Here is a 26618-nt window from a genome sequence, read left to right as displayed (position 1 = left end):
AGAAAAAAAGAGATAAGTCATATCGTTTTTTATGAAATAGATAACGTTGGTAATAGATAAGGTGTAGTGTCCTAATTCATAGTAAATGATAATTGTATAATGGCAAATTCGTGTATTAAGGTAAATAATGATAACTTTGATTGATGACAAAAAATACTAGAATACAAGCTTTTGCTCCAATTGTTGATTAGAATACTAAGATTCTAGTCTTAGGTACGATGCCTAGCATAAAGTCATTGGCTCATGAGGAATATTATGGCAATAGGCAGAATGTGTTTTGGAAGTTGATGTTTGCTGTTTTTGATGAGAACTTTTCCGATGACTATACTCTAAAGCTGCAATTGATTAAAAGGAATCATATTGGCTTATGGGATGTATTGCAGTCTTGTGAACGAAAAAGTAGCCTAGATAGTGATATTATAAATGAAGTGCCTAATGATATTCAGGCACTAATAGAACAATATCCAACGATTAAAACTCTTGTGTTTTCTAGTCAGAAAGCTTGTCAGTATTTTAGGAAGTACATTGGTAAAATTGAAGGCATACAATTAGTGACTTTACCTTCACCGAGTGGAGCAAATGCGCGAATGTCTTTTGTAGAAAAATTAAATTATTGGAAGGTATTAAAAACACTACTATGAAACAGTTAGAAAAAAATCATATTGACTTCTTAGTTGCTTTAGGAGAGAATAACAATAAACCTTGGTTTGTCGAACATAAACCTGAGTTTGACAAGATATTTACAGAAGTGAAAACTTTTTTTAAAGAAGTACACGATGAGATGTCTCTTGTTGATGGTATAGACTTGTTTCATGTACATCGTATCTATAGAGATGTGCGTTTCTCTAAGAATAAGACGCCTTATAAGACTTATTTTGGATTGCATTTAGGGCGTACGAAGCCAATGCTTAGAGGTGGGTATTATCTGAGCGTCGAACCGGGTAATACTTTTGTAGGAGGAGGTTTTTGGGAGCCAAATAAAGAGGACTTATTGCGTATTCGAAAAGAGATAGAAGCAGACGATAGTGAACTTAGAGAGATTATAGCAGATGCTGAGTTTCAGAAGTATTTTGGAGAGCTTAAAGGGGAAGAGTTAAAGACTGCACCTAAAGGATTTGATAAAGAGCATCCTGCAATTGATTTGTTGCGTAAAAAGCAATACCTAGTTATGCGTTCTTTTACGGATAAAGAGGTATTAGCCTCCAATTTTAAAGAAGAAGTGGTAAAAACTTTTATGGCGATGAGACCACTGTTTGATTATATGTCAGATGTTTTAACTACAGATGTCAATGGAGTGTGTTTGTATGAATAGTTTATTCCGTATTGATATAGTACTCTGAATAGAAAGAGAGTTTGTTGATTAATTATTATAATGATTTAAGATGGTATATTCTGCATATTTAGGAAGTCTTAAACCTTTTCAGTTTGCAAGTTGGCAGTTTGAAAAACCGCTAAAGCTATCAGAAAGTATATTGGCTAATGTTGTGTTGGACAGTTATTTGATGTGCGAAAATGCTGACTTGATTAAACAGGTTGATTTGTTTGTTTCCCAAGTTCACTCTGCAAAATGGGAGAATACGTTTAAAGAATTGACAGCGTATTTATACTATCAGTTCATTGTGAAAAAAGGATACGTCTTTGATAAGCATAACTGTGTATATACTGCACCATTCGATAAGATATCTCCTGTTCAGTTATGGGATTATCTAAAAGTGGATATAGTCGTTTTATTGAATGAAGATTCAGGGGAATGGTCGTTTAAGTTTGATGTTAGTGGGTTTGGAACTAGTGTCTATGTTTTATTTACAACGACAGGGCTATTCGTTGGTCGAGATGTAAGAGATTGGGATTTATCTATGGATACAGAGTATAAGTTATTGCCTTCAGGCATGAGGTTGTATTTTAGTGAAGATGTTTATATGTGGGTAAGTACACAGGTCATAAACACGAGTGTTTGGGGGATTATAGGTGGATGTAGGCTCTATATTGAAGAAGACGTACTTGCTATAGAAGGAATTGAACAGAGGATAGACAACTGTATTCAATTATTGAAAAAGAAGGAGGTAGAAGAGGTGTTTTTGAAGGGTGCTTCTCGGTTAGAAATTTCTTTTAATTATACTTGGCAAGATTATGACAAGGAGTATCAAGAAGATTTAGTTTTAGAAAGAGCTAGTGAGGATAGAAGCTTACTGAGGCAATTGGTCGCTCCTCCCAGTAGGATAGAGGTCGCTTTGAAAGAAGGTAGATTGATTCTTATACACTATAATGATTGTTATTGGGAGGACGAATATGGCATTCATTTTATCTATGATGAAGAATTAAATCTTTTAGCTATTAACGAAGGAAATTATTATGACGAATAATAGCGTAGATGTATAAAAAATGCCGACCATTGGTCGGCATTTTTTATGATAAAGTTTTGTAAGTTTATTTGATTATTTGTATTTCGAAGAGTTTGTCCCAGTTTTTCCCAGTTACAAAAAATGTCTTTGTTTCGGGGTTATACGCAACTCCGTTGAATACATCACGGTCATCGTGATAAGTTGTTAAGTTTAATAGGTCATTGAAGTTTATCAATCCTTCTAATGCTCCTGTTTTTGGGTCTATGATTACGATGCTATTATATCCATATACATTTGCATAAATCTTACCATCTACCCATTCTAATTCGTTGATATACGGAAGAGCTCCTTTAGGACTATATACACTGATTGTATCCACTAGTTCAAATGTCTTTGGGTTTACTTTATAGATTTTTTCACTTCCTACAGACATGTATAGAAATTCTCCATCATTAGTTAATCCCCATCCTTCCACATCAGCAAAGTATTTAAGTGTTTCTTCTTTTGCTAAAGTTTCTAGATTATAAGTGAAGGCTTCTTTGTTTAAATAAGTTAGTTGATAAAGCTTATTGTTTAGGATTGTACACCCTTCTCCAAAAATAATATCATCTAGTTCGTTTATCTGTATAACTTTTCCTGTTTTGTAATCAACTTTTCGAACACTTGATTTACCTTTTTTTCCTGTACCTTTTCCCGTGCTACCACCGCCTTCACCATTTCCAGTACTCTCGTATAGTATTCCTTTGTGAAATTCTAACCCTTGGGTATAGGCATTTTGATCGTGTGGATAAGTTTTAATGATTTTATAGTCGTACTCAATAGGGTTGAAGGCAGACACAATTTCTATGGTGTAGTCAAACTCTCTTGTATTATTATCTGCATAGGCGATAGCTTTCACTTCCTTTTTTCCTAATTTCTCTTGGTTTAAAGCATATTTTAGAACATCGTTATTCTTTACACTACCTATTTTTTTATTGTCTAGGAAGTATGCGACTGAGTCTATTTCTGCATTTTCTACAGTTTTTAATGTGAATTTAGCCTCTTCATTTGCCGAATAAGTACGTTTTAATTGTGTTGTATCAATTGAAATAACATTTTTTTCTAAATTTTTTTTATTCGAACAGCTAATAAAAGCTATTCCTAAACTTAACGCTACTAGAAGGTTATATTTTTTCATGTGTCTTTTTTAATTTTTAGCAAGATACAAATCTTATTAGAAATGTAGGAAAAGCTTGGAAAAATAAAAAACCGTTGTATATTTGCAGTGGCAAGTCCTACACGACCAGCTCCCTCTTAATCCTCCAGGGTGGGAACGCAGCAAAGGTATGAGGTCGTAGCGGTGCGATGTAGGTAGCTTGCCTTTTTTGTTTTTATAAGATCTCCTTCTTAGGGGATTTTCTTTTTTTATAGACCTTTTAGTTATTCATTTCACTTTTTTAAAACTTTGGGACCAATACCCCAAAACTGATTGATCTTAAGACTTGTAGATGTTTATTAATCTAGGTAGTTGACTCGTGAAGATTAATTGTATATTTTGCTGTACGTATTTCAGAAACTGAATTTCCCTTTTTGTAGTAGATAAGTTGGAGACTTTTTGGTTGTTGTCAGATTGGTTTATACTGTTTTGTTATTATCAATAGTAAGACTTGTGATAGATTATCTGTTCATATCTATCTTATTTCCACACTTCCTTGACCTATAGGTGCAGAATAGGTGCACTTTCCTTGCCGAGAATGCGCTTCTGGGCTAGTATACTGCAGGAATACTGCACTTATTGCTCTAGCTTGGCAACAGATGTTACTTTTTTATATCAATACAGAATCAATACTATAAGTAGCAAATCTTCTTGCTTAATAATTAATTTAGTATGGTTTGAATTGTTTTTTGTAGAATAAGGAGTAGTTTCGAAGTACTGCATTTTGCGTATAATCTTGTTGTAGCAATAGTTAGGGATAAAAAATATTGGTTTAACTTGCGTTTTGAGTATTTAGATTTAATCTCTAAATTTCTCTTTAGACTATGAATATTAATGGTTTAGTTTTTGCTATTTTTGATAAAAAATTGTCGCGTTGAAAAAAATAGCTATTAGACTGAGTAAGGTTGTTGCTTGGGCTATAGGTGTCATATTAGTATTATTTATACTTATAGCTGTAGCCATTCAGATTCCTTATGTTCAAAATAAGTTAAAGGACTATGCAGTATCTTTCGTTCATGGAAAGATCGGTACACCTGTATCTCTTGATCGTATAGAAATAGCCTTTCCTAAAAAGGTTGTAGTGAAAGGTATTTATGTAGAATCTCAGCAAAGAGATACCTTACTTTATTCAAAGTATCTAGGTGTCGATATTAGTCTTTTAAAGTTATTAAAGAATAAGGTTGAGGTTTCTTCACTAGAATTAGATGGATTGAAGACTGTTGTTAAACGCGATAGTTTGCAAACGTTTAATTTTGATTATATCATTGAGGCGTTCGCTAGTGAAACTGAACAAGAAGAGAGTGATTCTTCTATGGAAATTGCCTTAGGTGATATTAGTTTACAGAATATTGCGGTACGTTTTGACGATGACTTTGAGGGACATCATTTAGACTTTAAGCTGAATTCTTTTGTAACTCGTTTTAAAGATATTGATTTAACCGCTATGCGCTATGATATTTCGAAGATAGGAATAGATGGAGTGTATGTTGATTATTTAAAACAGCCTAGTCTTAATCAAGTTGCTAAGGCTTTAGAAACTTCTGTAGATACGGCTAAGACTGTTTTGCCTCAACTTGAATTAGGACAACTTTCCTTTGTTAATTTTGATATTAATTATAGAGATCAGGAGAGTAAAGTCACTGCTAAGATGTTGTTAGGAGAGTTCCAAACTTCTTTTAAATCGTTGGATTTACAGAATCAAGACATTGCACTAAATGAAGTTAAGTTAGAAGACTTCAAAGCTTCGGTTCAGTTAGGTAAGCGTCATGTAGAAAAGACAACTGTTCATCTAGAAGAAGCTAGTCCAAGTGAGGCAAATGAACAAAGTCAAGTTAAAGCACTTGAATGGAAGGTTGCTATTGGAGATATTATTCTCAATGAAATTGACGTAGCATATGATGATGACAACCAGGAAAAAGTATTAAGTGGATTGGATCCTAATCATTTAGAGATTAGTGATTTGCGTTTTCGAATGAAGGACTTATTGTTTGTGCCGAATACGCTTAGTGGAAAGTTAGATCGCTTTACTTTTCAAGAGAAAAGTGGTTTTGCTTTAACAAAGTTTCAAACCTATTTTTTATATAGTAATCAAACTGCTTTTCTAAAAGACTTTGTATTACAGACGCCAAATACCCAAGTAAATACGTCTATTGTTTTAAACTATACAGATGTTGATCAGTTAATAAATAAAGTTGGAGATACATCAATAGATGCAGTAGTGTCTAATACTTTTTTAGGGCTAAAGGATGTGGATATCCTAATGCCTGGACTATTATCCGAGCTTGGTTACGCAGAGTTGAAGAATGAAAATATTCGATTAGATGCTAAAGCAAATGGAAAGGTCAATGATTTGACTCTAGAACATTTGGTAGTAAAGACATTGAAGTCTACTTATTTGACCCTTGATGGTAAAGTGAAAGGTTTGCCTGATGCCAATAAAGCTTATTTAGATTTACAGTTAAAAGATATATTAACAACGGCTACAGACGTACAAGTTCTCGCACCTAAGGGATCTATGCCCGAAGAGATTAGTATTCCGTCAAAGATGTCTTTAAAAGGTTTTGTACGTGGAACTATGAAAGATGTTACTTCACAGATGGCTTTGAAAACTAGTTTAGGAGATGTTGATTTATCTGCTAAGTTTGATCAACGCTTGAAGGGGAAAGAGGCTTATTTCTTAGATTTGAAACTTAAAGAACTTCAAGTAGGGAAGCTGATTCAAAACGATTCAATCGGCAATGTATCGTTAGTTGTACATGTGAATGGAACTAGTTTAGATTCAAAAACAATAAAGGCTGATGCTGCTATTGAGCTAATCAAAGCTCAATTTAACGGGTATGATTATAATCATTTGCGTTTAGATGCCAGTATTGATAAGGGAGCATACAAGATTTCTTCAGTAAACACAGATTCTAATTTAGCATTTGACATAGGAGCGCAAGGGCTTTGGACAGATGAATATATCAGTTTACAGCTGTTAGCCAATGTACAAAATGTCGATTTGTATCAATTAAAATTGAGTGATGAATTTAGTAGATTGACGACTGTTGTAGATGTACAAATGGATAATATTTTACCAGATAGTTTGTCTGGTAAGTTTCAAATTCGCGATTTTGCTTTTGCAAGTGCAAGTCGCAAGTTTAGTCTAAAACCAATTGATTTTATTGCCGTAGCTAAGCCCAACTATCGAAAAATGAATTTGTCCTCACAAATTATTGATTTCGATATGACAGGAGATTATCGACTACCACAGTTAGGCAATGCTTTAAAGGGTACATTAGCGTATTATTTTAAATCAATTAAGTCTGAAGAGGATACACAAAAAACGCTAAATAAAGAGAATCAGTCTTTTGTTTATGACTTAAAAGTGAAGTATGATAAAGTGTATACTTCAATGTTACCAAACTTGAAAGTATTAGAGCCTATCCATATATCTGGTAAATATGATCAAGTGACAGACTATCTTAGTTTAAATGGGGAAATTAGTAATTTAGTTTATGGAGGAAGTAAGATAGAGGGAGTTCAGATGAATGTTGTTCCTAATAATGATGCACTTACATATAGTTTCGGAATAGGTAGTATCGCTAATGAAAGTGTTCGTTTGAGAAGACTAAGTCTTCATGGACGTGCAAAGGACAATAAACTTACATACGACTTCAACTTGAAAGATAAGCAAGATGTGAATTGTTATATCATTGCTGGTGAGCTTGAGACGATAGACAATGTGCTAGTTTCACGTTTGCGCAAAGATGGCTTTATGTTAGACTATGACCAGTGGGAGGTATCGTCGGATAACCGAATCGTGGTAGGTGCAGAGGGTATTTATGTCAAGGATTTGGCATTATCCAATGATGCAGGAGGAATTGTTGTGGAATCTAAAGAAGAAATAGGTAACAGTCCATTACATATAGGTTTTAATAATTTTAGTATTGAATCTTTGACGAAGATGGCGAAGAATGATAAACTATTGGCAAGTGGATTGATTAACGGTTCACTTGATTTTGAGGAATTATCTTCAGATTTTCGCTTTGTTTCAGATATTGATATAAGTCACTTACATGCTATGGAGGTTTTAATAGGTAATTTGCATATAGGAGTGAGTAATGAATCATTGAGCAAATATTTAGCTAACGTTGTATTAGAAGGAGGGCCAAATCGCGTATCACTGAATGGAAGTGCGGATGTCGAAGAGGGTTCAATAGAAATGAATGTAGTTATTGATCAATTGCAAATGAGTGCATTAGAGCGTTTTACAATGAATAGTATTTCAGGTTCTGAGGGGTATTTTTCTGGAGATATCGCGATTGGAGGAAAGTTTGACAAGCCGAGTGTTTTAGGAGACTTTAAAATGAATAATGTTGGATTTCATGTAGAACCCATCAATGCTGATTTTCGAAAAATAAATGAAACTATTGCCTTTACAGATAAAGGTGTTGAGTTTGATAAGTTTAGTATTACCGATAGTAATGGAAACTTACTTGTAGTAAACGGTGCTGTTTTGACGAAGAATTATCAAGATTTTGCTTTTGATCTAGGAATTAATGCAGTGGATTTTCAAGCGATAAATTCTACAGCGAAAGATAATGACTTAGTTTATGGAACTTTAGTTTTTGATTCCAATATTCAAATTAAGGGTAATATGGATAAGCCAATTGTTAATGGAAGTATTGAGGTAGGTAAAAAGACTAATCTAACTGTTGTAATGCCTCAAGAAGATCCTTCTATTGCAGATAGAGAGGGAATAGTTGAGTTTATCGATCAAGAGAGTTTACAAGCAGCAGAATTAAAGAAACTACAAGAGGAGCTAAATAACTCACAGATAAAAGGATTAGATGTATCTCTTGCTATTAAAGTAGATAAAGATGCAACATTTACAATGTTGATGGATAAGCAGAGTGGAGATAAATTGATTTTAAAAGGAGAAGGAGAAATCATGGGAGGGATAGATCCTTCTGGTAAAGTCAACTTGACGGGAAGATATGAGTTTAGAGAAGGTTCGTATGACTTGTCTTTCAATATGATGAAGCGAAAGTTTGAAGTGCAAAAGGGAAGTTCTATTGTATTTGCAGGAGAACCAACAGATGCAATATTAGATTTAACAGCAATCTATGAAGTGAGTACAGCTCCTATAGATTTATTGCAAAATCAGTTAGCTACACTTTCTCCTACACAACAGAATCAATATAAACAGAAAATACCATTTCAAGCTTTATTAAAGATGAAAGGGGAGTTGTTAGAGCCAGAGTTGTCCTTTGACATAAAGTTAAAAGAAGGAGTAACATCTGCTACAGGTGATGTGATTAATGACACTAAGAATAAATTGACACAATTGAGAGCAAATGAGTCTGAGTTGAACAAACAGGTATTTGCTTTATTACTATTGAATCGATTTATAGGAGAGAATCCATTTGAGAGTAGTGCTGGTGGTATGACAGCAGGGGCAATAGCAAGACAAAGTGTAAATCGACTATTGTCAGATCAATTAAACAATTTAGCTAGTTCGTTGATTAAAGGAGTTGAATTAAACTTTAACTTGGAGTCAAGTGAGGATTTTTCGAGTGGTTCAAGAGAGAATCGTACAGATTTAAATATAGCTGTTTCTAAGCGTTTGTTTTCTGATCGTTTGAAAGTAACGGTGGGTAGTAGTTTTGAGGTCGAAGGAAGTCAGCGTCAAAACGAGCAGGCTACTAATATCGCTGGGGATATTGAATTAGAATATACTTTGTCAAAAGACGGACGTTACTTAATGCGTGTTTATAGAAAAAACCAATATGAAGTTGCTTTGCAAGGGCAAGTGGTGGAGACAGGAGTAGGTTTTATTATTACGATGAGTTATGATAAGTTTAGAGAACTATTTGAACGTTCTAGAGATAAAAAAGAATTAAAAAGACAGTTAAAAGATGAAAGTGAGAAGTAAAGATATTTTAAGTGCAATTGCATTAGGAATAATAGGGTTCACACTGAATTCTTGTAGTAGTACTCGTTATTTAAAAGAAGGGGAAGAACTTTATGTAGGACCAGACATTGTTATAGATAGTGATTCACTGTCTAAAAAGCACAAAGAGGAAATGAAGCTAGCTCTTAATGATTTATTGCGTCCCGTACCCAATACACGTGTATTGGGTGTGTATCCGAATTTAGCTTTGTATAACATGGCTGGTAATCCTGAGAAGACAAGTAAATTGAGAAGGTGGATGCGCAATAAGCTTGGTGAGGCTCCTGTGTTGTTTAGTCAAGTTGACTTAGAGTACAATAGTGCAATACTAACTAATCGTTTGGAAAACCACGGCTTTTTTAATGTAACAATCGAAAGTGATACTTTAAAAACAGCAGATAAGAAGAAAGGGGTGCGTTATCACGTTACACCAGGAGAGCAGTACAAGATTAATGAGGTAACTTTTTTGAACGATTCAACACCTTTGCAACAATTAATTTATGATGCTAAAAACTGGACAAGATTAAAGAAAGGGAAAGCTTATAACTTAGATGATATCAAAGAAGAACGAGTACGCTTTGATAATTATGTAAAGAATAAAGGTTATTACTATTTCAGTCCTAATAACCTTTTAGTGCAAGTGGATAGTACAGTAGGTAATCACAAGGTTGATCTATTCGTTAAAGTTAAAGATGACGCACCTAAGCCTGCTTTGAAAGCTTATACGATTGACAAAGTATATGTGTTTGCAGATTATAACATTTCGGATGGTGACTATATGAAAGGAATTGATTCTGCTGACCAGTACAACGGAATGACTATTGTAGATCCTAAGGGCAAGTTTAAATCATCAATTTATGATCGTACAATTTATTTAGAGAAAGGGGAGACATATAATCGAAATGATCATAACTTATCACTGAATCGTTTAGTTAATTTAGGTGTGTTTAAGTTTGTGAAGAATTCATTTGAAATTTCTGATTCAATCAATAATAAACTAGATGCTTATTACTTTCTGACGCCAGATAATCCAAAAGCGATTCGGGTGGAGCTATTGGGTAAAACAAATTCAGCAAGCTATAATGGCGCAGAGTTAAATGTAAATTGGAGTAATAAGAATTTCTTTAAAGGTGCTGAATTGTTTTCTGTATCAGCTTATGGGGGTGCGGACTTTCAAAGTTCAGCTAGAAATAATGGATATAATGTATATAAAGCCGGATTAGAAGCAAGTCTTACTTGGCCTAGATTGATAGCACCAATTGATTTTAATCCTTTGACGGGGCATATTCCAAAAACAAAAACAACAGTGGGATATGAGTTTCTTCAGCGTAGTAAGTTGTATTCTTTAAATTCATTTAAGGCGTCTTGGGGATATTTGTGGAAACAAAGTACTACAATTGATCACCAGTTTAATGTGTTGGAAACAAATTATGTAAGCCCTAATAATGTTACTGCTTTGTATCAGGAGTATGCAAAGGGGAATCCTTCATTAGAACGTGTATTGGACAAACAGTTGATTTTTGGACCAACTTATACATTTACGTTCACTAATACAATGAAGCAACATAAGACTCATACATTTTACTATAGAGGTTCGTTGGATTTCTCAGGAAATATTACAGGATTAGTGATGGGGGCTGATGTAAATAAGGAGAAAGAGAAAACCATTTTAGGAGTTCCTTTTAGTCAGTACATAAAAACGGAGCATGATTTTCGTCATTACTTAAAGTTAGGCCGTACCAGTCAGTTTGTTAGTCGTATTCATGCTGGAGTAGGTTATGCTTATGGTAATTCAACAGCGATGCCTTACACGAAGCAGTTTTATGTAGGGGGATCAAATAGCGTTAGAGCATTTAGAGCAAGAACATTAGGTCCTGGTTCTTTTGACCCAAGATCTATAGATTCGAACTTTATACCAGATCAATCAGGTGATGTTTTGATTGAAATGAATTTAGAATATAGAAAGAAATTAATTAGTATTATACACGGTGCTTTATTCGTGGATGCAGGAAATGTATGGAACTTAAGCGAAGTGTCAGATAGACCAGGAGGAAAGTTTAGTGGAGACTTTTATAAGGAATTTGCTATGGGAGCAGGTTTAGGACTTCGCTTTGACATAACCTTTTTAGTGGTGCGTTTTGATTTAGCATTTCCACTTCGTGTTCCGTATTACGAGGAAGGTAGTCGTTGGGTGATTGATGATATTCGCTTAGGTGATCGTCAATGGCGTAAAGATAACTTGATGTTGAACTTTGCAATTGGGTATCCATTCTAAATATTGTGGAATTATTCTACATTTAAAACTGTGGAATAATTGTGGATTTCTCTTAAAGTATTTTATTATACTAAAATAGTATATGTGTAAGTGTTTGTAAATAGGTGTTTTATATTTTTGTTAGATAGTTTGTTTATCATGGCATGATTTTTACAGTATAATTAGTATAAGGTGTTATAATAAATTAGACGAAAGTCTTGCTAAGAAAAAGAAAATTTAAGTGTTTGTTTAAAAAGAGTTATGCTGCTTTTAATAGTAGCAAATAGATCGTTAGTAAGGTGAAGAAGAGAAATCTTCAGGTAAGTAGGGAGCAATAGCTCCCTTTTATCGTTTATAGAGGTTATTTGATTTGGTTATAGTTTGTATGCAATAAAAATGCTATTTTTGCGATTACCACGTAAAACAAATTAATATGAGTCAGAAGATTCTTGTAATAGATGATGATGTTCCTTTCTGCGAAATGCTAAAGACTTTTTTGGGAAAAAGAGGATATAGTGTAGCTAATGCTTTTAATAGTCAGGAAGCGCAGCAGTTGATAGATAAAGAGTGTTTTGATATTGTATTGACAGATGTGAGATTACCAGATAGTGATGGTATCGAATTATTGAAGTATATCAAAAAAGCTTGTCCGACTACGCAAGTAATTTTAATGACTGGTTATACAGAAATCAAAACTGCTGTAAATGCTATGAAATTAGGAGCATTTGATTATGTTGCCAAACCAATCAACCCTGATGAGATCATCATGACGATCAATCAAGCGTTAGAGAAACGGGAAGCTAAGACAGTACAATCGAGCAATTATTCTTCTTCTAATACACAAACAAAATCTTCCTCACCTTCTGATGGTGATGATTATGTGAAAGGCAGTAGTAATGTTTCTAAGCAATTAAACGAATATATTGAATTAGTCGCTCCTACTAATATGTCCGTACTAATTATCGGTGATAGTGGAACAGGTAAAGAACATATTGCACATTCAATTCATTTGAATAGTAAGCGCAAGGACAAACCTTATATTGCAGTTGATTGTGGTGCTATTCCTAAAGATTTAGCTTCTAGTGAATTCTTTGGGCATATTAAAGGTTCTTTTACAGGGGCAGTAACAGATAAAGTAGGTCACTTCGAAGCAGCGAATGGAGGTACTATCTTCTTGGATGAGGTAGGTAATTTATCTTATGAAGTTCAAGTGCAACTTTTACGTGCACTTCAAGAAAGAAAAGTGAAACCTGTAGGAAGCAGTATTGAGATTGATGTAGATATTCGTGTAATAGCGGCTACTAATGAAGATTTACCGAAGGCTGTTCAGGAAGGGGAGTTCAGAGAAGATCTTTATCATCGTCTTAATGAGTTTGGAATTGTTGCTCCGAAATTGGCAGATCGAGGAGAAGATATATTGATGTTTGCCAATTATTTTTTGAAAACGTCTAATACAGAATTAGAGAAACAAGTAGGTAAGTTTTCATCTGAAGTGGAACGTGTGTTTCTAACTTATGATTGGCCTGGTAACCTTCGTGAGATGAAAAACATTATTAAGCGTTCTGTTCTTTTGACAAGAGGTGATGTGGTTGAGGTTCAGGTATTACCACAAGAGATTCTATCACCAAGAATGCAAACTACGCTTAAAGATAGAACGGTGGTTGATGAAGAGGATCTAAAGTTGTTTTCTTCTAAAAATGAAGAACAAGCGATTCGTACGGCTTTGGAGAAGGTTAAGTTTAATAAAACAAAAGCAGCTCAAGTTTTAGGTATAGACCGAAAGACACTTTATAATAAAATGAAATTATACAATATCGAGTTGTAAATAATAAATTATTGAAAAGGCATTACTTCTGTAAGGATTAATGCCTTTTTTAGTTATAATGAAAAGGTAATCATAAGATTAGTTCTTCTGTTCAAGTGTTTCGATATTAGGATAGGTAAAGTATCTCATTTTCTTTTTACCTTTGCATAAATTAGATTAGGTAATTATGGATATACAAACGCTAATACATCATAATTTAGACGAATTGTTTTACTTAGCAGATAAGAAAGAGATATTAGATACTGAATTAGTAGTCAAAATTGGCGCTTATGTTGGCGCTGCTGTATTAAGAGGACGCTATGCTAATCAGAAGGAAGTGACGATGGAAGAGGTGAATGGCGTATTTGGTATAATTGGAGATTTTTGTAGAGATAGCTTTGGTGGAAGAAGCTTTTCAAAAGTTCACTTTAATAAAATGACTAAGCTTGCTTTAGAGTTAATTCAAGAAACAACCTTTGATGCCGATGTAGAAAAGTTTATTGCTTCTTTAAGAAGCTAAGTTATTTGATTGAATAAAGAAATAATAAAGACATAATTAAAAGGCCCAATGATAGTTATTTCATTGGGCCTTTTGCGTATTTAAAATTTCATGTATTTATCTGTTGGAATTAGTGTATAACTTGACATATATAAGGAAATACGGTATCTTTCCAAGCTTAATAACAACCTTAACATAATGAAACAAACAAAACCAACCTACTCAAGTAGGGAAAATACTAGCTTCTTTAAAAATCTAGGGTTTGCTTTACTAGCAATGAGTACTTTATCATTACATGCTCAAAAAAAACCATTAGATCATTCTGTTTATGATAGTTGGGAGTCTATCGGTGAGAAAGCCATTACAAATGATGGACAGTGGATCATGTATCAAGTTAAACCTCAAGAAGGTGATAAAACAGTCTATTTTAAAACAATTGATGGTAAACAAGAATTAAAAGTAGATAGAGGTGAAAAACCTGTATTTACAGGGAGTTCTAATTTTGCTGTCGTTTCTATACGTCCTACCTATGCTGATTTGAAAGCAGTAAAGATTAAAAAGAAAAAAGAAGATGAAATCGCAAAAGATTCTTTAGGTATTTTTAATCTGAAAACGGGTGATGTTCATAAAATAGCAAATGTGAAATCTTTTAAAACACCTGAAGATAAAGGAGATTTCTTAGCGTACTTATTGGAAAAAGAAAAGGATACCGCTAAGGCTAAGGATAAGAAAGCTTCAAAAAAGAAAGCAGATAAAGATACGCCTTTAAAATTGGTCTTAAAAGATTTATTAGCTGATTCTACGGTTACTTATGATGATGTAGTGGATTACTTTTTTGATAAGAATGGACAGTATTTAGTTGTAATAACTAAAGATCCAAGTGCAAAGAAAAAGGATGATGACGATAAGAAAGAGGAAGAGATAGCAGATAGTGATGCAAAAGATAATACAAAAGCAGAATCAAGGGCTGATCAAGATATAGTAGAAGCTACTGGTCCTTTTGGTGTGTTTGCTATTGATTTAAAAAGTAAAAAGAAGTACACTTTATTAGAAGGCAAAGGGAAGTATACTAAATTTAGTTTTGATGAAACGGGTAATCAATTAGCCTTTATTGCTAATGAAGATGAGGAGAAGACTTTAGTGAAAACGTATACTGTATACCATACTCAGTTACCAAAACCTGCAAAACCTATGATTTCTGATCAGTCAAAGGGAATACCTTCAGACTGGGTGGTTTCAGAGAATTATGAGCCAGCATTTAGTAAAAATGGTAAGCGTATGTTTATCGGAATAGCACCTAGACCAATTGCTAGGGATACGACTTTAGTTGTAGAAGACCATGCTATACTTGATATTTGGCACTACAAAGAGGATTATTTACAACCACAGCAATTAGCTAATTTAGATAAAGATTTGAAGAAATCTTATTTAGCTGTTGTTGATTTTACGAAAGGAAGTACAGTTGTACCTTTAGCTGATGATCAGATGGATCGTGTGTCTTTGGTTGATCAGGGAGATGCCTCTATTGTTTTTGGATCATCTGATTTTGGGTATAGAGTAGAGAAGCAATGGGATATTTCAGGGCATACAAGTTACTATATTGTCGATATACAGACTGGAAAGCGTACGGAAGTGATTAGTGGGCTAAAGGGTACTGCTCGTATTTCTCCAAAAGGAAAAGCTGTAGTCTATTATAATAGTGAAGAAAAAAACTGGTATGCTTATGACGTAAAGTCAAAAACAAAGAAGTTGTTAAACAAAGGTTTGTCAGTTTCTTTTGCAGATGAGTTATTCGATATGCCTGATGATGCATATGCTTACGGAATAGAAGGATGGACGGCAAATGATGAGTCTGTTCTTATACGTGATCGTTATGATATTTGGGAGTTCTTCTTATCTAGTAATAAAGCCCCTCGTATGATTACGAAAGGTTATGGACGTGAAAATCACGTACGCTTTGAACTATTAAATCTAGACAAAGAAAAGAAAGCTTATGATCGTTCAGATGTGTTAGTCTTAGCTGCTTTTAACGAAAAAACTAAAGATGCAGGATATTACCGTATTTCGGTTAAATCTTCAAAAGAACCACAAGTCGTGTTTATGCAGGCTTATGATGGATTTAAATCTTTGTTTAAAGCAAAAGAAAGTGAGGTTTATGCTTATTTGAAAGGATCTTTTTCAGAATCTTCTGACTTATATGTGACTAATGATTTCAATAAAGAGCTTAAGATAAGTAATACAAATACACAACAAGTAGATTATAACTGGGGGACTAATGAACTAGTGCATTGGACAACGCCAAAAGGTCATCCAGCAACAGGTGTTTTATTTAAACCTGAGAACTTTGATCCAGCGAAGAAGTATCCAATGATTGTGTATTTTTACGAGAAGTTATCTGATAATTTACATCGTTATGAAGCTCCTGCACCAACGCCATCTCGTTTGAATATCCCATTTTATGTTAGTAATGAATACTTAGTATTCACACCAGATATTAGTTACGAAGATGGGCACCCTGGGAAGTCTGCGGAAGAATTTATCAATTCTGGAGTAGAATACTTGAAGAAAAACAGTTGGGTAGATGGACAGAAGATTGGTATCCAAGGACAGAGTTGGGGTGGTTATCAAGTAGCCCACCTTATTACAGTGAATGATATGTATGCTGCAGCTTGGTCTGGTGCTCCAGTAGTAAATATGACTTCTGCTTACGGAGGTATTCGATGGAAGAGTGGAATGAGCCGCCAATTCCAATATGAACGTACGCAAAGTAGAATTGGCAAAACATTGTGGGAAGGATATGATTTATATATTGAGAATTCTCCTTTGTTCCATATGACGAAGGTAAGCACACCTGTAGCTATTATGCATAATGATATGGATGGAGCTGTGCCATGGTATCAAGGAATTGAAATGTTTATGGCTTTACGTCGTTTAGGTAAACCTGCTTGGTTGCTTAACTATAATGACGATGAACACAATTTGATGAAACGCCAAAATAGAAAAGATATTCAAATACGTCAGCAACAGTTCTTTGATTATTACTTAAAGGGTAAACAAGCTCCTGTATGGATGGTTAAGGGAGTTCCTGCTACTATGAAAGGAAAAGATTGGGGGTTTGAATTGACAGATGAGGAAGTAAAGTAGTTCTATTTTATATTTGAAAAAACACTGCACAATACAATTGTGCAGTGTTTTTTTTGGCTTTTTTTCACTGTATTTGTTGCCAAGATTGAGGTATTCGTGCAGTATAGGTGCAGTATACTACCCCAGAGTTGACTTCTTGGCAAGAAAAGGGCAAGAAAACTGCACGTATTGTGGAAGCATGTCAGAAAAAGTTACGTATAGATTGTTCATACCTTAGGTTGTTGAAAGGGGAGAAGTTCTAAAAAGGATAGACATGCTAGTCTTTTACTTCATTGTCGTGTAATACAGTAGTATTTATGAAGACAGATAAGTGAATTTAAGTTCACTGAGTAACCATTCGATGATTAATGAATCTGCGGTTATTTCTCCTTCGAACCAATTGCACCAATCCATTTTAATTATTGTGTTTTCCTTTTTTAGGTGATAGTAGTCTTGATCTATTCCTTTGTCAAAGGCAAGTAGTGGGTATTGTTTGATTACTGTCCATTTGTTTTTACGCAAAAAAGTTAGAATTGTGTTCCAATCTTCTGTCGATATATCTTTTAGTGTACATTGCATATTGTGCTCAATTTGTTAGTTAGTCTAAAAATAATAAGCATCTCAGCTTTGTTTAATTCTCTATATTACTTTCTTATACCAGTTGATGGTTCATTGACTCTACAAAAAAACAATTAACTTTGTTATTGACAGTAAAAATAGATAATATGATTGATAAAATTCAACGATATAGAGGGAATATAGTAGTAGAAGGAATACAATTAGAGTTAGTGCTGACGTTGCATCAGTTAGAAAGTGAGGTGACAGTGGTAATTGATATTCCAGCACAGGGTGCTATGGGGTTAAATGCAGTAAATTGTAGTTGTGAAGAGGGTGAGCTTCGCTTTGAGTTACGTGAAATGGGTGCTAGTTTTGTTGGTGTAGTTGCATCAAATACGCTAGTTGGCCAGTTATCTATACAGGGATATAAAATAGAAGCAGTATTCGAACAAATAGAAATAAAATTGCCAGGTAATCCTACGTTAGTTTCTTCGGAAGAAGAATTAGTGAATTTAGCTCAAAAGGAATCTGGTACATATCCATATAAAGTAAAAGATTATTTCCAAAGACCGAGCTCTTCTGGGTTTCAATTGTCTCCAAATGGCAAGTATTTGTCTTATCGAGAAAAGGATGAGAATAATAAGCGACATGTCTATGTAAAGGAGATTGAAACAGCTAAAGTAACGCAAATTATAGAAGAATCGACAGAACTTATTCGTGGCTATGGATGGATTAATGACGATCGTTTAGTTTATGTAATGGATCAGGGAGGAGATGAAAATTATCATTTATACGCGGTCAATGTTGATGGGACGAATAATATAGACTTGACGCCATTTGACAAAGTACAAGCGGGAATACTCAATGTTTTGAGGGAGCAAAAGGATTATATGATTATTAGTATGAATTTAGATAATGCTCAAATATTTGAGCCGTATAAAATTAATATTCATACAGGTGAGTACGAAAAACTGTTTACTAATAATGATCCAACAAATCCTGTTGCTGGTTATGACTTTGATAAAGATGGGACTTTAAGAGGGTATACGAAAATGTATAATGGTGTTCAATCTCAATACTTCTACAAAGCAGAAGGGGACAGCGATTTCCAATTGTTTCAAACGATAGATTGGTCAGATACCTTTTCACTGATGGCTTTTAATTACGCATCTTCAGACCGCGATGAAGCTTATGTATTGACAAATTTAGATAGTGATAAGCAACGTATTATTTTGTATAATTTCAAAACAAAAACTATTGTTAAAGAAATATATAGTAATGAGGACTATGATGCTTCAATTATAGGGCTTTCGCGTAACCGAAACTGGGAGATTGACTATTTAGGGTATGAAGGAGAAAAGGTTGTGATAGAGCCTATCAGTGAAACATTCAAGAAAATTAATAATGACTTATTAAATCATTTTGAAGGTTATGAGTTTAGTATTGCTGCTAAAACGGAGAAGGAGGATCGTTATCTAATCATTGTTCAGAGTGATAAATTGTACGGAAAGTATTATACCTATGACAAAGCAACAGGCGCGGTAACATTGCTTTATGATTTAATGCCCCAGCTTAAAGAAGAAGACATGGGAGTGATGCGTCCGATTTCGTTTACTAGTCGTGATGGATTGACAATTCATGGTTATATTACATTACCAGCTCAATCGAAAGTTGGGCAGAAAGCTCCATTGGTTGTTAATCCACATGGAGGTCCACAGGGGATTAGAGATAGTTGGGGATTTAATCCAGAAGCACAATTGTTTGCTAGTAGAGGATATGCTACGTTACAAGTGAATTTCAGAATATCGGGAGGATATGGTAAATCATTTTTTAAGGCTGGATTTAAGCAGATTGGACGTAAGGTAATGGATGATGTTGAAGATGGGGTAAAGTATGTGATTGAGCAAGGCTGGGTAGATGAGTCAAAAATTGCAATCTATGGAGCAAGTCATGGTGGTTACGCGACACTAATGGGATTGGTCAAAACACCAAATCTATATTGTTGTGGAGTAGATTATGTGGGAGTGTCTAATATATTTACTTTTTTTGAATCTTTTCCAGAGTATTGGAAACCTTATAAAGACATGGTTAAAGAGATTTGGTATGATTTAGATAAAGAAGAAGAGCGCATAATTGCAACTGAAGTTTCTCCAGTATATCAATTAGACAAAATTACAAAACCTCTGTTTGTAGTACAAGGAGCTAATGATCCTAGAGTTAAAATTGGTGAATCAGATCAAATAGTATCAGCCCTTAGAGAAAAAGGCTTTGCGGTTCCGTATATGGTGAAGTATGACGAAGGTCATGGTTTTGCAAAAGAAGAAAATAGCATTAGCTTTTATGAATGTATGTTAGGTTTTTTATCTCAGTATTTGAAATAATTAGGAATCCAATAGATTCTAATAGTCTGTTTTTTTGCTTAGTTTATAGAAGTTATTGTTTAGATTGATTAAAAAATACTATTATAGAGTTGTTTTTTTGAGTAAATACAGATTTTGTAAATAGTTTTTAAAAATACAGACTATAGAAATTTATAGAATTAAAATCATTAGATTAATAAGGAATATTTTTGATTTTTGAAGAATTGGTAAAGTGAGTAAATTTTTGACATTAAAAAGTAGAGAGTTATTCGATTTATTTGTTAAAAAAATATATTTTAATGTTATATATTTGTGGGGATAAGCAAAAAATCTATAAAAAAGAAGTTTTTTGGTTGATTTGTATTTATTCTTTTCAAATTACTTAGATTGAATTTTTAAGTTTCCTTGCTAGTGGAAACTATTAAAAAAAGCTAACCGAAAGGTTAGCTTTTTTTGTTTATTTTGCTGGTAAGTATTGTTTGATAAATTTCACGAGTTGTGGGTTTGCTTGTACGATTGCCTCTGTGTGTGAAGCTCCTACTACAGGTAGGAAAGTAATGTTTTCTGAACCTAGATTTTGTAAGTTTTTTACCATTTCTTCCGTTACAGGATAGGGTACATTTGTGTCCTTCGTCCCTTGAATAACTAGTACAGGTTTATCTATTTTTTTTGTGCCTGGTTGACTTCTTTTAAGAAAGTCTTGTACAATAGGATCTTTCTTAAAAGTGTTTTCATCTAGTCCAGGATAATCCATTATTTTATGAGTTTTATCTTCTTTCATAAAGGCAATAATATCACCTTTAAAAGCTTGACGAATTTCATCTAAACATTCACCATTATTTCCTTCTGCTAAGGGAGCGAAAGCTTGTGAACGACTCATAAATAATTTAATGTAATCAAAATCTGTTTGATAAGCTTTTATTCCTGCTCCTGCAAGTCCTGCATAAGATAATAATGTTGCATAAGAGTTGATAGAAGTTCTGTTTTCATGCGGTATATTAGCTGCATCTTCCTGTGCTTCTATTTGTGCCAAAGCTAAAGGAGCAACTTCTAGGATGATTTTTCCTAAGCTTGACGCAGGAGCTCCGGCTACAGCTCCTTTGAAGTTAGGGTTGTTGTTTGCATATTCTGCAATACCTAAGGATGCTTGTCCTCCTTGGGATTGTCCTACGGACATCCAGTCTGGGTTAAATTCTGTTTCGTATTTTTCGTGTACTGCTTTTACAGCATAAATAGCTGAATTAGCTTCACTTTCTAAGTGTAGATACGGGTGAATACCTGGGGTTCCTAGTCCTTCGTAGTCTGGAGCTATGATTACATATCCTTCGTTTAAAAGGCTTTCAGCTAAGATGCTGAAGTTGGCTCCTAGCTCATTCTTACTTGGAGCACAAGCATCTCCGACACCTACAGTACCATGAGCCCATACTACTGTGCGCCATCCGTCAGCTGGTCTGGCAGTTTTTGGGTAGAAAACTAAGGCAGTCGCCTCTGCTTGTAGTTCTAGTACATTTGGCATCTTATAGGTAGCGGTCTTAATCTCTGAGGCACCTTCTAATTGGCCTAAGGTATAAGGTTCTTCTTTGACGTAGGTTTTGTTGCTTGGAGGAGTTTTATCGATACTTCCATTGTCGCTGTTGCAAGAAGTAAAAGTTGCGAAGCTCAAGGTTGATATGCAGATTAGTCCTGCTAATAAAAGTCGTTTTTTCATTTTAATTAAGTTTGGTTAGTATTAAATCAAATATAGACATTATGGAGAGTAATATACTATTTGTGTTAGGTTTATCCTTTCATTTAACACTAATTGAATGATTTATTCGCTATTTGTGTTTTGTTTTAGATATTTTATATCGAGTAAGTGATTAATGTTAGCGGATTAAAAGTAGTAGTTGATGAGGTTGAACAGTGATTAATTCTGTTGACTTAGTTTTCTTAGTTAAGTGTGAAGTGAAAAGAATTGGAAAACTAGGTGCTTCGTTCAATCGTGTGCGCTAATTTTTGGACAAACAAAAAGGTGTCTATATATCTTCTGACTTGCGTTACCGTATAAGGAAGGGTGATCGTTGAGGACTGAGCAGGCTTTGACTTTTTTGGGAAAGTTAATGTGGATAGATGGAGTTGCTCTTAATTGTGAAGAAATAAAAAACCAGCACTAATGCTGGTTTTAATATTATTTTGTAAATCCAAAATGCTTTAATAGTGCATCAATAGAAGGGTCTTTTCCACGGAAGTCTTTGTACATAACCTCTAGTGGCATAGAGTTTCCTTTAGAGAATACTTTGTCTCTTAAGATTTGACCATTTGCTCTTGTCATACCACCATTAGCTAATAACCAATCATAAGCATCATAGTCTAGCATTTCTGACCATTTATATGAATAGTATCCAGCAGCATATCCACCTGCGAATACGTGGTTAAAATAAGTAGAACGATATCTTGGAGGAACAGTTGCTAAGTCTAGACCATATTTTTTAAGTGATTCTTGTTCAAACTGAACGGCATCTTTGATGTCTTTGTCCGCACCGATTACGTGCCATTCCATATCGATTAATGAAGCTCCAAGTAATTCTGTTAAGCTATACCCTTTATTAAAGTTTGAAGCTCTTTTGATTTTTTGAACTAATGCGTCAGGGATAACTTCTCCAGTTTTGTAATGTTTCGCATAGTTTTTCAAGACAGAAGGTTCGAAAGCAAAATGCTCGTGAAACTGAGAAGGGAATTCTACGAAATCTCTAGATACATTTGTTCCTGATAAGGTTGGATAAGTTTGGTTTGCAAAGAATCCATGCAATGCATGACCAAATTCGTGATACATTGTTATTACATTATCTAAAGATAGTAAAGTTGGTTGACCTTCAGCTGGTTTAGGGAAGTTTCCAACATTGTAAATTACAGGTAATTGATTCAGTAATTTTGATTGTCCAACAATGTTACTCATCCAAGCACCTCCACGTTTTGAATCACGTTGGTAGAAGTCAGTGTAAAATAAACCTACTTTACTACCATCTTCATTGAATACCTCATAAACTTTTACATCTTCTTGCCACACAGGAATGTCAGTACGAGCTTTGAATGTTAATCCATACAATTGATTAGCCATGTAGAAAACGCCGTTTTCTAATACACTATTCATTTCAAAGTATGGTTTTAAGTCGTTTTGATTTAAATCATATTTGTCTTGTCTGATCTTCTCTGCATAGTAGTTCCAATCTGCAGCAGATAGTGTAAAAGGGTCAGACTCTCTGTTAATTAAGTCTTGAATTTCTTTAGCTTCTTCTTTAGCAGTAGCTACAGCAAAAGGACTTAAATCTTTAAGAATTTTTAAAGCATTATCTGGTGTAGAAGCCATTGTACCTTGTAAGCTCCATTCAGCATAGTTATTAAAGCCTAGAAGTTTCGCTTTCTCAGCTCTTTTCTTAGCTATTTCGATTATTATAGCTCGTGTGTCGTTATCATCTCCTTTTTCAGCTCTGATCCATGCTTGGTCGAAAAGCTTTTTTCGAGATTCTTTATTTGTTAATTTGCTTAAATCTGGTTGCTGAGTTGTATTGTTTAACTCAACTAGGTAGGTATCATCTTCTTGTTTGATAGCAGCTAATTCGTCTTCATTTAATCCAGCTAGCTCTTCTTTAGTAAAAGAAACACCGCCTGATTTTGTTGCTGCTAATAGTTTGTCCCCAAATTGATTATTAAGTGTAGCAATTGTTTGGTTAAGTTCTTTAAGCTTAGTTTTGTTTTCTTTATCAAGGTTTGCTCCAGCTTTGATAAAAGATTGGTAATAAACATCTAGTAATCTAGCTTGTTCAGGTTTTAAGTTTAAGGTTTCTTTAGTATCATATAGCGATTTGATGCGTTGGAATAATACATCATTTAAGTAAATAGCATCATTATGTGCAGCGAATTTAGGAGCTAATTCATTGTTGATGGCTTTAAGTTCATCATTAGTGTGTGCACCAGTTAAAAGGAAGAATACTGAAGTTACACGGTCAAATAATTCTCCAGATTTTTCAAGAGCGACAAGTGTATTGTCGAATGTTGGTTTGTCTGTACTAGTAGTGATTGAATCAATCGCTTCCACTTGGCGACGCATTCCTTCTAGTAAGGCTGGTTTGAAATCCTTATTTTTGATTTGGTTAAAATCAGCTGTTTGATAAGGTAGTTTGCTAGGTGAAAAGAAGGCATTATTTTCGTTCCAATCAATAGCTTCATCTTTTTGTTTTGCTGCGTTGTTACAAGAGGTGCTAAATATAGAAGCTCCTATAACAACACTCAAAATTGCTTTTTTTGCGTACATTATATTTAAAGTTAACGTTAGTTTGCTCCAAATATAGGTAAATAATGTAGAATTGTTGTTCTTATTACGATAAGGAAAGGAAAAGGAAATACACTATCGAAATAATTGATATATTTATAATTGGTAATTAGATGTGATTATAAAAAAGATAGTTTTGTAAACTAAGAAGTTAGCGTATGCGTATAGGTGTTGGGGTATTGTTTGTTTTTGTTAATTGTGCTATTTGTGCACAAACCTTTGTAATTAGGGATAAAATTGTTGAGCAATATAGTCAAGAGAATATAAGTTATTTTATGCATTATATGGATAAAAGTAATTTGGAGGATTCGCTTGCCGTTCGCTATTGGACACATGCTAATGCTTCATCTGATTTATTATTATCAAATTCTCATGCATTACTAAAGCGTGTAGATAATCAAACGATACCTATATATTATACATTGAGTAATGAGAGAGCTCGTTACACTAGTGGTGTGGATGAGTTGAATAGCTTTAATGGATTAGAGTATCTAACAGGAAATAAAATGATTGTGGCTGTAGTGGATGGAGATGTTGCATTTGATAAACATATAGAGTTTGTTGATTCAAATAACGAGTCAAGAGTAAGGACGGGTGATGTGCAGTTTGACTTGTATCCTACTGATGTTTTCTTAAAGAAAAAAAGAGAAGAGTCTAAGATTCATGCTACACATGTTACAGGTACTATTATAGCGAAAGGAATAAATCCGAAAGCAAAAGGCATGGCTCCTGAGGCAAAGGTGTTATCGTATAATTGGCAAAATGATGTGAAAAAAATAGCGAATATAGCTAAAGAAGGAATTTTGGTTTCGAATCATTCATATGGTATAGCTGTTCTGGATAATTTAGGGAACCCAATATTGCCAAATTATTATTTTGGTACATATAATAGAGATGCTCATGACTTTGATCGATTATGTAACTTGTTTCCTTATTTTACTCCTGTGATTGCTGCAGGAAACGATTATGCCTCAGCAGATATTATTAATCCAGCTATGAAAGGAGCTGTTCTTTTAGTAGGATATACTACAGCTAAAAACCCGATTGTGGTTGGGGCAATTGAGGTTGCCGAGTATGTAGGCAATGATGTGATGACTTCTTTTAGTAGTACTGGTCCAACAAATGACTTTCGAATTAAGCCAGACATAGTTACTGATGGAGTAGCGATTCTTTCTACAGGATTTTCAACTCCATTGTTTGAAGGTGCACCTTTTCATAGAAATGTATACACACGTTTAAGCGGTACTTCTATGGCAGCTCCTGTAGTAACAGGGGTACTTACGCTATGGCAGCAATGGGCGATTGAAAATAATGATTTCCCTTTAAAAGCAGCAACACTGAAGGCGATTATGATTCATACAGCAAATAAAGTTGAAAAATATGAAGGACCAAGTTATCGATATGGCTGGGGAAGAATTAATGCTTATAGTGGAATACGGTTACTTGAAAATTCGCTAAAAAGTAAAGCGTTGGTTTTAGAATCCCTGTTGCTTAATCAACAAATTAGCAAACATCTTGTAAAGTTAAATACTATAGCTGATAAGTTAATTTTTACGCTTGTGTGGACTGATCCAGAAGGTAGTGATAGGGTCGGTAATGGAATGAATATGCAAAAGAAGGATTTAGTGAATGACTTGGATATTCGTGTATTTAAAGATGGTGTAGAATATAAGCCCTGGAGACTCAATAAGGATTTTATGAATTTATATCCGGAGAAAGGAGATAATGATGTAGATAATGTAGAGAAAGTAGAGATTGATAATCCAGAAAGAGGAGAGTATGAAGTAGTGATTTCACATAAGAATAATCTTACAAGAAAAGTTCAAGATTTTTCATTGGTTGTCAGTGATAATTCTTATGGTGGGCTAGAAGAAAAGATTGGTATGGCTTCTTTTGAGCATAGTACCGAAATATGGCCTAACCCTGTAGAGGACTTCTTTTATATTGAATTAGAAAAAGAATATGTGTTTGGCAGTGGAATGATACGGTTGTATGACATTAATGGTAGGTTGGTTAAGTCTGTTGAAGTAGCTTCTACAAATAGAGCTATTGTTGATATTTCAAATTTTGAAAGAGGAGTATATTTTGTTTATTATGAAATTAATGGTCAAGAGTATAGTAAGAAGGTTTTAAAAAAATAATATTTTAATAGGAGGGAAGATTTCTTCTTTTACAGTAAAGTAACTTATTTACGTTTTCTAAAAAAAAACATTGATATGTAAAACAAAGTAAACTAGAG

The 26618-nt window shown here is 34.1% G+C and carries 14 protein-coding genes and 1 other RNA gene; 11 read left to right on the top strand and 4 right to left on the bottom strand.

Annotated elements, in window-relative coordinates; translation table 11 throughout:
• The first annotated feature begins 218 nt into the window (after positions 1–218).
• The 3 genes from GJV77_RS08640 to GJV77_RS08630 all read left to right on the top strand — a co-directional run bounded on the left by GJV77_RS08640 (position 219) and on the right by GJV77_RS08630 (position 2363).
• Entirely contained in the window at positions 219–641 is a 423-nt protein-coding gene (locus GJV77_RS08640) for a DNA-deoxyinosine glycosylase (protein ID WP_240142844.1), read from the top strand.
• Positions 638–1312 carry a DUF2461 domain-containing protein gene (locus GJV77_RS08635; RefSeq protein WP_155035972.1) on the top strand — a complete coding sequence of 225 codons (675 nt, stop codon included), beginning with the start codon at positions 638–640 and terminating at the stop codon, positions 1310–1312. Before GJV77_RS08640 ends, GJV77_RS08635 begins: the two co-directional genes overlap by 4 nt.
• A gap of 70 nt (positions 1313–1382) precedes the next feature.
• Positions 1383–2363: a hypothetical protein gene (locus GJV77_RS08630; RefSeq protein WP_155035971.1), complete on the top strand. Its 981-nt coding sequence runs from the start codon at positions 1383–1385 to the stop codon at positions 2361–2363.
• 64 nt (positions 2364–2427) lie between these two features.
• Here the strand turns inward: GJV77_RS08630 and GJV77_RS08625 are convergent, their stop codons facing one another.
• Entirely contained in the window at positions 2428–3519 is a 1092-nt protein-coding gene (locus GJV77_RS08625; RefSeq protein WP_155035970.1) for a glutaminyl-peptide cyclotransferase, read from the bottom strand.
• 88 nt (positions 3520–3607) lie between these two features.
• Here GJV77_RS08625 and ffs point away from each other — a divergent pair.
• The 6 genes from ffs (at position 3608) to GJV77_RS08595 (ending at position 17173) form a co-directional block, all read left to right on the top strand.
• An RNA gene (ffs, locus tag GJV77_RS08620) (signal recognition particle sRNA small type) lies at positions 3608–3706 on the top strand.
• A 705-nt stretch (positions 3707–4411) separates the two neighbouring features.
• The gene (locus GJV77_RS08615) at positions 4412–9454 is read left to right on the top strand and encodes a translocation/assembly module TamB domain-containing protein (RefSeq protein ID WP_155035969.1); all 5043 of its coding nucleotides are present in this window, start codon (positions 4412–4414) and stop codon (positions 9452–9454) included.
• Positions 9438–11747 carry a translocation and assembly module lipoprotein TamL gene (gene tamL / locus GJV77_RS08610; RefSeq protein WP_155035968.1) on the top strand — a complete coding sequence of 770 codons (2310 nt, stop codon included), beginning with the start codon at positions 9438–9440 and terminating at the stop codon, positions 11745–11747. The genes GJV77_RS08615 and tamL overlap by 17 nt, the downstream gene beginning before the upstream one ends.
• Positions 11748–12159: 412 nt before the next feature.
• Positions 12160–13551, top strand: a complete 1392-nt coding sequence (locus tag GJV77_RS08605; protein WP_155035967.1) for a sigma-54-dependent transcriptional regulator — start codon at positions 12160–12162, stop codon at positions 13549–13551.
• A gap of 166 nt (positions 13552–13717) precedes the next feature.
• Positions 13718–14050: a hypothetical protein gene (locus tag GJV77_RS08600; RefSeq protein ID WP_155035966.1), complete on the top strand. Its 333-nt coding sequence runs from the start codon at positions 13718–13720 to the stop codon at positions 14048–14050.
• Positions 14051–14227: 177 nt separating this feature from the next.
• Positions 14228–17173: an alpha/beta hydrolase family protein gene (locus GJV77_RS08595; RefSeq protein ID WP_155035965.1), complete on the top strand. Its 2946-nt coding sequence runs from the start codon at positions 14228–14230 to the stop codon at positions 17171–17173.
• A 294-nt stretch (positions 17174–17467) separates the two neighbouring features.
• Here GJV77_RS08595 and GJV77_RS08590 read toward each other — a convergent pair whose 3' ends face one another.
• Positions 17468–17731, bottom strand: a complete 264-nt coding sequence (locus tag GJV77_RS08590; RefSeq protein WP_155035964.1) for a hypothetical protein — start codon at positions 17729–17731, stop codon at positions 17468–17470.
• A gap of 275 nt (positions 17732–18006) precedes the next feature.
• On the opposite strand from GJV77_RS08590, the gene GJV77_RS08585 reads away from it, so the two are divergent.
• A complete protein-coding gene (locus GJV77_RS08585; protein WP_377087553.1) occupies positions 18007–20091 on the top strand; it encodes a S9 family peptidase in 2085 nt (694 codons plus the stop codon).
• A 436-nt stretch (positions 20092–20527) separates the two neighbouring features.
• Here the strand turns inward: GJV77_RS08585 and GJV77_RS08580 are convergent, their stop codons facing one another.
• Positions 20528–21778, bottom strand: coding sequence for an alpha/beta hydrolase family protein (locus GJV77_RS08580; RefSeq protein WP_155035962.1), 1251 nt, complete (start codon positions 21776–21778; stop codon positions 20528–20530).
• Between the two features lie 459 nt (positions 21779–22237).
• Entirely contained in the window at positions 22238–24361 is a 2124-nt protein-coding gene (locus tag GJV77_RS08575) for a M3 family metallopeptidase (protein WP_155035961.1), read from the bottom strand.
• Positions 24362–24537: 176 nt separating this feature from the next.
• Between GJV77_RS08575 and GJV77_RS08570 the strand changes: the two genes are divergently transcribed.
• On the top strand, positions 24538–26520 hold the full coding sequence (locus GJV77_RS08570; protein ID WP_155035960.1) for a S8 family serine peptidase: 1983 nt from the start codon (positions 24538–24540) through the stop codon (positions 26518–26520).
• Positions 26521–26618 lie beyond the last annotated feature (98 nt).

The organism is Myroides pelagicus (genome assembly GCF_009711055.1).
GTDB classification, from domain to species: Bacteria; Bacteroidota; Bacteroidia; order Flavobacteriales; family Flavobacteriaceae; genus Flavobacterium; species Flavobacterium pelagicum.
The sequence above is the reverse complement of the archived record's forward strand: the minus strand, read 5'-3'. Positions and strand labels throughout refer to the sequence as shown.